Raw genomic sequence first — 6,844 nt, 5'->3', positions numbered from 1 at the left:
TTGCTGCGCCAGTTGGGTTCTACTTTTACAAAGGTTTCCAGAAAAACTTTCTTACCGAAGAAGGCTTCCAAATCAAGCCGGGCCTGGGTGCCGACTAGTTTGATCATGGAGCCTTTGTCGCCGATCAAGATGCCCTTTTGGCTTTTGCGCTCGACCATGATTTCGGCCCGGATGACGATGACTTCCTCTTTCTCCTTGAACTCCGTCACTACTACTTCGCTGCTGTAAGGGATTTCCTGACGGTAGTTGAGAAAAATCTTCTCGCGGACGATTTCGGAAGCGAAGAAACGCTCAGGCTTGTCGGTAAGTTCGTCCTGCGCGAAATAGGGTGGATGCTGCGGTAGTCGGGTAATGAGGTTATGAAAGAGCGTCGCCACGTTGGCGTTCAGCAGGGCCGAAATCGGAATGATGGCAGCGGGTTGAATCGCTTCCTGCCATTCGGCGGTTTTGGCTTTTACCGTTTCCTCGTCGGACAGGTCGATTTTGTTCAGCACCAACACCACAGGTGCATCCGCACGCTTCAATAGCGGAACTACCTCGTGACCCACGACTTTCTCGCCCACCTCGACTACGAAAAGAACCACATCTGCATCTTCCAGCGAACCTTTGACAAAGGTCATCATGGAGTCGTGCAGCTTGTAAGCGGGCGTGACCACGCCAGGCGTGTCCGAATACACCATTTGAAAGGGCATACCTTCGTGGGTACCGTTTAGGATGCCCATAATGCGGTGGCGGGTGGTCTGCGCCTTAGAAGTAATAATGGAGAGCTTTTCGCCCACCAGCACATTCATGAGGGTGGACTTACCCACATTGGGGCGCCCAATGATGCTGACGAAGCCTGCGCGGAAGTCAACCGACGCGGACTCGGAAGTAGTTTCTGACATAGGTGATCAGGTACTTTGAGTACCAGAGTTTTAAATAATATTTTGCAAAGGTAGTTGTTTTTCAGAAAAGGCCCTGCTATATTTGCACTCCAATTCAATGGCGCGGGATGGAGCAGTTGGTAGCTCGTTGGGCTCATAACCCAAAGGTCGCTGGTTCGAGTCCAGCTCCCGCTACGAAAGAAAAGTCTCAGAGAAATCTGAGACTTTTTTATTTTTTAGTCAGATTTAAGCGTTTTTTCACAAGCATAGTTCAGATATTGGTAGTGCGACCGGGTAGATGATACTGGCCAGTTCCTATGTCACATGAAAAGGCCCTCAGGAAATTCTGAGGGCTTTTTTTTACGTTTCTTTTACACTATTGATGCTGCTCCCGCAGTAAGTCGTTCACTGTCTTAACAGGATTAAAGGTGATCAACGGCACTTCAACAAATAATGTATTCCAATCAGCCATCGCCCCGTTCCAGAGGCCGGGTAGTTCTTGGGCTTTGAGTTCCTGGCCATCCTTCGACTTATTGGAAATAAAACCCGTCATCGGATCGCGGAATTTTCGGAGCGGGTAGGTATTGCCGTGGCGGTCTTTCATCGCGCAGACCAAATCCACGGGGTTAAAGTGGGTGGCATTCTTGAAAGTACCCTGCTGGTCGGTGTCGTTCATATCGACTTGTGCCGATTCCACAATTTGCAGCGAGGAGGAACCGTCGGCGTTCTTAGCCCAGAAAGGCCCACCGCCGGGTTCTCCTACATTCTTCACCATGCCACATACTCTGAGCGGGCGTTCCAGTTTTTTGCGGGAGTACTCTGCTTTTTTCTCATCATTCCAGGAAATAAATTCCTCGGGTGGCGTTACACAGAGTTCCTTCTGGAAAAATTCGTCCAATTCCCCCAGCAGAGCAGCATCCGCGCCTCGGTCGAGGCGATCAAGGTAGCTGAAAATAGCGGCGCGATAATCCAATAGTACACCCGCGATGGCTTTTTTGTAAGTGACGGTTTCCTCTTTTAGGTGGTCAGGCACAACGTTGTCCACGTTCTTGATAAAAATCACATCGGCATCCAACTCCGCCAGATTTTCCAACAGAGCGCCGTGTCCCGCTGGCCGGAACAGGATACTGCCGTCCTTTTCGCGGAAAGGCGTGTTATCATTGTTCACGGCTACCGTATCAGTAGAAGCTTGCTGCTCCGAAAATGACACGAAGTACTTTACGCCGTACTTGCTTTCGTAGTCCGACCGCGCCTCGACAACTAGTTTTTCAAACTTATCACGATGCTCGGGCGACACAGTGAAGTGCAACTGCACGCGACCGTTGGCGTTAGCGTACAGCGCCCCTTCCACCAAATGCTCTTCTAGCGGCGTTCGTGCACCGTCGGAATAATTGTGAAATTTGAGTAGTCCTTTAGGTAAGTTGCCGTATCCTAGCCCTTTTTCCGTCAGAAAGTATTCAGCAATCGCCGAATGGTCGGCGGAAGCGATGTCATGACCATCGGCGGCCATTACGTCCTTCAAATCCTGATGGAAAGCAAATTTTTCCAGATTTTTAAAAAATTCCTCAACCGATTTATCCGATTCCCCCTCTTCTAAAAAGGCGAACAGGGACTTGAACATACGGGTAGCTGCGCCGGAAGCAGGAACAAATTTAAGAAGCGACAGGTCGTCCTCGTCGATTTGCAGTTCAAAAAGCTTCACCTCTTCTTCTATCTTATCTTCTGTCAGCCGGATGATTCCGTCGCCAACAGTCGCTGCCTTCGATAGACTGAGGTAGGGAAAGCCATCGACAAAAAATTGGATTTGCTCCTCTACCAGTTCAGGGTCGGTACCGCGGTCTTTAACCTGCTGTAGGTCTTCTTCACTCAGTATTAACATGTTTGGAAGGTTGTTAGGGTATTATTTTAAGTTTTAATAGGAAAGACCAAAGTTTGTAAAATTTACGCTTCCTCAAAAAAACTATTCCATGATCCGCAGCTTGGCAAAACTGAGCAACAGTGTTTTCTCACCCACGGCGTCAAACTTTACTGTTGCCTTCCGGTCGGTGCCATTGGTGTCCATTCTGCTCACTACGCCGAAGCCGAACTTGGGATGTTCCACTTTCTGCCCTTCAATCAATCCTGAGGTGTCGCTAGGCGTAAATCCCTCCGAGGGTTTGTGTGTAGCAACGGGCGCACGCGACGGGGCGGTTCTTTTGGTGACGTTTTTTAGGAAGCCCATTGGGCTGGGTTGCGTCTCGCGGGTAGCCATTTCGCGGGTAGCTTTGGTAGTATTCAGGAAACGCTGATCGACTTCCAGCAAGAAGCGGCTGGGTTCGCACATTTTTAGACGGCCCCACTGGTAGCGGCTTTCGGCGTAGGAGAAAGTGAGTTTCTGCTCGGCCCGAGTAATGGCCACGTAGAACAGCCGCCGCTCTTCCTCCAAATCCTGCCGACTTTCGAGCATCATTTGACTAGGGAACAGGTCTTCCTCCATGCCCACGACATAGACGTGCTTGAATTCCAGTCCTTTGGCCGAGTGAATGGTCATCAGCGTCACGCGATCATTGTCGCCATCCTCGTCGGGTTCGTCGGCGTTGGTCAGCAGAGCCACCGATTGCAGGAAAGTACCGAGCGTCTTATCTTCGTTCTCGGGATTGTCCACGAACTCCTTAATGGCGTTGAGCAGTTCCTGCACGTTCTCGTAGCGTGAAAGACCCTCGACGGTCTTGTCCTCGTACAATTCCCGCAGGATGCCCGAAGTCTTGGCAACGTGCGTCGCCACCTCGAAGGCGTCCTTGCCCTGCTCAATCATGAGCATAAAGCTCTTGATAAGGTAGGCAAATTTGTCGATGGGTACCGTAGCGCGGCCGCTGACGTATTGATGAATGTTGCCGACCACATCCCAAATCGCCACGCTATTTTCCGCCGCCGACACAGTAATTTTAGCAATAGTTGTGTCGCCGATGCCGCGCTTGGGAAGATTGATAATGCGCTTGAAAGCTTCCTCATCCTGCTGATTCACGATGAAGCGCAGGTACGCCAACAAATCCTTGATTTCTTTCCGTTGATAAAAGGATAAGCCGCCCACGATGCGGTACTTGATGCCCAACCGCCGCAGGGCTTCTTCGAAGGAGCGCGACTGGGCGTTGGTGCGGTACAGGACGGCGAAGTCGTTATTGCGCAGACTGCCCTGCATTTTCTCTTCAAAAATCGAGGTCACGACCAGGCGTCCTTCCTCATTGTCGGAATTGGCCTTGATGACATCTATTAAAGTACCCTCCTCGTTTTCAGTAAAAACCTCCTTGCGCAACTGCGCCTTGTTTCGGGCAATGACCGAATTGGCGGTGTTGACGATATTCTGCGTGGAGCGGTAGTTTTGTTCCAACTTAATCGTTCGAACAGTCGGGAAGTCCTTCTCAAAGTTGAGAATGTTTTCGATGTTGGCGCCTCGGAAAGCATAGATGCTCTGGGCGTCGTCGCCGACCACACATATATTTTGGTGTACCGCCGACAGCTTGCGGGTAATCAGGTACTGCGATACGTTGGTGTCTTGAAACTCGTCCACCATCACGTAGCGAAACTTGTGCTGGTACTTGTGTAACACCTCGGGAAAGTCGCGAAACAGGACATTAGTATTGAACAGCAGATCATCGAAGTCCATCGCGTTGGCCTGGAAGCAACGGACAGTGTACGCTTTGTACAATCGTCCAATCTCTGGCATCCGCGCCGCCTTGTCATCGGCTTGGATAATGCTGTTGGCCAGATAATCATCCGCCGACACCAGACGGTTTTTAGCCCCGGAAATACGGTTGAAAACGGCATTGGCTTTATAAACTTTATCGTCGAGGTTGAACTCTTTGATAATACTACGGAGCAATGATTTGGAATCGTCCGTATCGTAAATGGAAAAGTTGCTGGTGTAGCCCAGGTACTTGGCCTCGATGCGCAGAATCTTGGCAAATACCGAGTGAAAAGTACCCATCCAGATGTTGCGGGCCTCGTAACCGACGCTCGTCTCGATGCGGTGGCGCATTTCGGCGGCGGCTTTGTTGGTAAAAGTAAGGGAGAGAATGCGGAAAGGATCGACACCATTCTCAATAAGGTGAGCGATCCTGAAAGTCAAAACGCGGGTTTTGCCCGATCCCGCTCCGGCAATAATCATGAGTGGCCCTTCGCCGTGCATTACCGCCTCACGCTGGGGCTCATTCAGACCCGATAAGTAATCATTCATAGTTTTTCCTAATCTCCGACAGCAAACTATGCAGTCGTTTAGTTGCCACAAGCAATAGGCTGCAAGCTATAAGCTGTAGACTCCTTAATAAAAAAGCCTACCGCCAAGAGCTTACAGCCTATTACTTTTTCCAAAAATCAAAGTTAGGAAAAAAAGTCAGCCCGTTCACGGCTTATTCCACGGGAGCACTCACGATATTGGCCACGCGCCAGATACCCCGGATTTCGTTGGAAGGTACCGTCACACTGCCGCCCATCGGGTTATCTGAGTGTAGAGTAAGGTAATGTTTGGTCAAGAGATCGTTCTCACGAATCCGCTTTACGACGAAGAAATCGCGATAAATGACAGCGAACACCCCACCTGACTGGTAGATCCAGTCTCCCGTATCCACGGGAACGGCCAGGATGCGGGCTCCGTGCACAAGTTGTGGACTCATGCTGTTGCCCGATACTTCCAGCACTACGGGTTCTTTCAGATTGCTTACCAGATCTTTGCTGACCGTGCATGAATCGAGATCCTCAAAACGATAGCCCTCGCCGTAGCTTTCTACAAAACTGGCGTGAAACTTCACAGGTACAAAAGGCACCTCCACATAGTCCGTATCGTCGGGGCTGATATAAGCATTGGAATAGCCTCCCTCGGCCAGTACCGGACCTTCACCACGCAGGAGGAAGTCAGAACGAATCTGGGGATAGTGGTTCAAAATACCGATGATCGTGTCGTAAGAAGGCTTGGCACGACCACTCAGGATATTATAGAATTTAGACGAGTTTTCGTCTAGATCTTTGGCTATCTGATAGATAGTAATTCCCAAAGCTTCGAATACTTGCTTAAGACGGTCTTGGATAGAAGAGTCTGTTTCTCTCATTTCGAAAATATATATTTGATATGTATGCTATTATATGGCAAAAGTAAAATACATTTATGACATAAAAGTACGAAATATTGAAATATATATTCATAAAAGACACTAAAAATTTATGAACCACGCCACACCCAACGCCGAACCCACCGTCCTTTTCTTGGATATGAACAGCTTCTTTGCCAGTTGTGAGCAGCAGGTAAACTACTGGCTGAGGGGCCGTCCGATAGCGGTCTGCGTTTATACTGGCCAATCGGGCTGTGTGATTGCGCCCTCCGTTGAAGCGAAGGAAAGGGGTGTGCGGCTAGGAATGAGGCTTGATGAGGCTATGCGGATTTGCCCTGACCTTGTTCCGGTAGAAACCACGCCCGCGCGCTACCGCCACTTCCACCGCAAAATCATCGACGTGTTGCACACCTACTCGCCTGACGTAATCCCACGCAGTATCGACGAAGCCGTGATAGACCTGACACGCCACCGCCTTATGTATAAGGATACAGTGGCCGTAGCTAAACAAATAAAGGTATCTATCAAAAAGGATGTCGGAGACTGGTTGCGCTGCTCTATCGGCGTGGCCCCTAACGCCTTCCTGGCCAAACTAGCCTCCAACTTGCAAAAACCCGACGGACTGACTGTCATCGTCCCTGACACGATCGATGGTATCCTGAGCAGTCTCTCACTCACCGACTTGCCTGGCATCGCCAGCCGGATGGCACTTCGCTTGCAAGCGAGCGGCATTATGACTCCGCTGCAATTGCGTTACGCCTCACCTGAGAAGTTGCAACTGGTTTTCAAGAGCTTAGTAGGCTTACAGTGGCACTATCGTCTCAATTTCGGTGGCGAGATGGATTTGCGCGAGCAGGTGGGGTACAAAACCATGCAGGCCATGCGAACGCTCTCGGCGAC

At 50.2% G+C, this 6,844-nt stretch carries 4 protein-coding genes, 1 tRNA gene and 1 pseudogene; 2 read left to right on the top strand and 4 right to left on the bottom strand.

Going from position 1 to position 6,844, the window contains the following annotated elements:
• Positions 1-884: GTPase Era (gene era / locus ACEW8P_RS06205; RefSeq protein WP_373512231.1), on the bottom strand; the 884-nt coding region annotated here is incomplete at its 3' end.
• Between the two features lie 101 nt (positions 885-985).
• Between era and ACEW8P_RS06200 the strand changes: the two genes are divergently transcribed.
• Positions 986-1,058: transfer RNA gene (locus ACEW8P_RS06200), tRNA-Met, on the top strand.
• 181 nt (positions 1,059-1,239) lie between these two features.
• Here ACEW8P_RS06200 and ACEW8P_RS06195 read toward each other — a convergent pair.
• The 3 genes from ACEW8P_RS06195 to ACEW8P_RS06185 all read right to left on the bottom strand — a co-directional run bounded on the left by ACEW8P_RS06195 (position 1,240) and on the right by ACEW8P_RS06185 (position 5,944).
• Complete coding sequence (locus ACEW8P_RS06195) at positions 1,240-2,742, bottom strand: DUF4301 family protein (RefSeq protein ID WP_373512230.1); 1,503 nt, start codon at positions 2,740-2,742, stop codon at positions 1,240-1,242.
• 81 nt (positions 2,743-2,823) lie between these two features.
• Positions 2,824-5,076: an ATP-dependent helicase gene (locus ACEW8P_RS06190; protein ID WP_373512229.1), complete on the bottom strand. Its 2,253-nt coding sequence runs from the start codon at positions 5,074-5,076 to the stop codon at positions 2,824-2,826.
• A 172-nt stretch (positions 5,077-5,248) separates the two neighbouring features.
• Positions 5,249-5,944 carry a S24 family peptidase gene (locus ACEW8P_RS06185; RefSeq protein ID WP_373512228.1) on the bottom strand — a complete coding sequence of 232 codons (696 nt, stop codon included), beginning with the start codon at positions 5,942-5,944 and terminating at the stop codon, positions 5,249-5,251.
• Between the two features lie 112 nt (positions 5,945-6,056).
• On the opposite strand from ACEW8P_RS06185, the pseudogene ACEW8P_RS06180 reads away from it, so the two are divergent.
• Positions 6,057-6,844 (top strand): annotated as a pseudogene (locus tag ACEW8P_RS06180) (DNA polymerase IV); the annotation flags it as partial.

Source organism: Persicitalea sp., from assembly GCF_041751555.1.
In the GTDB taxonomy this organism is placed as follows: Bacteria; Bacteroidota; Bacteroidia; order Cytophagales; family Spirosomataceae; genus Persicitalea.
Note: the sequence above shows the minus strand (reverse complement) of the source record. Positions and strands in the feature narration are given on the sequence as shown.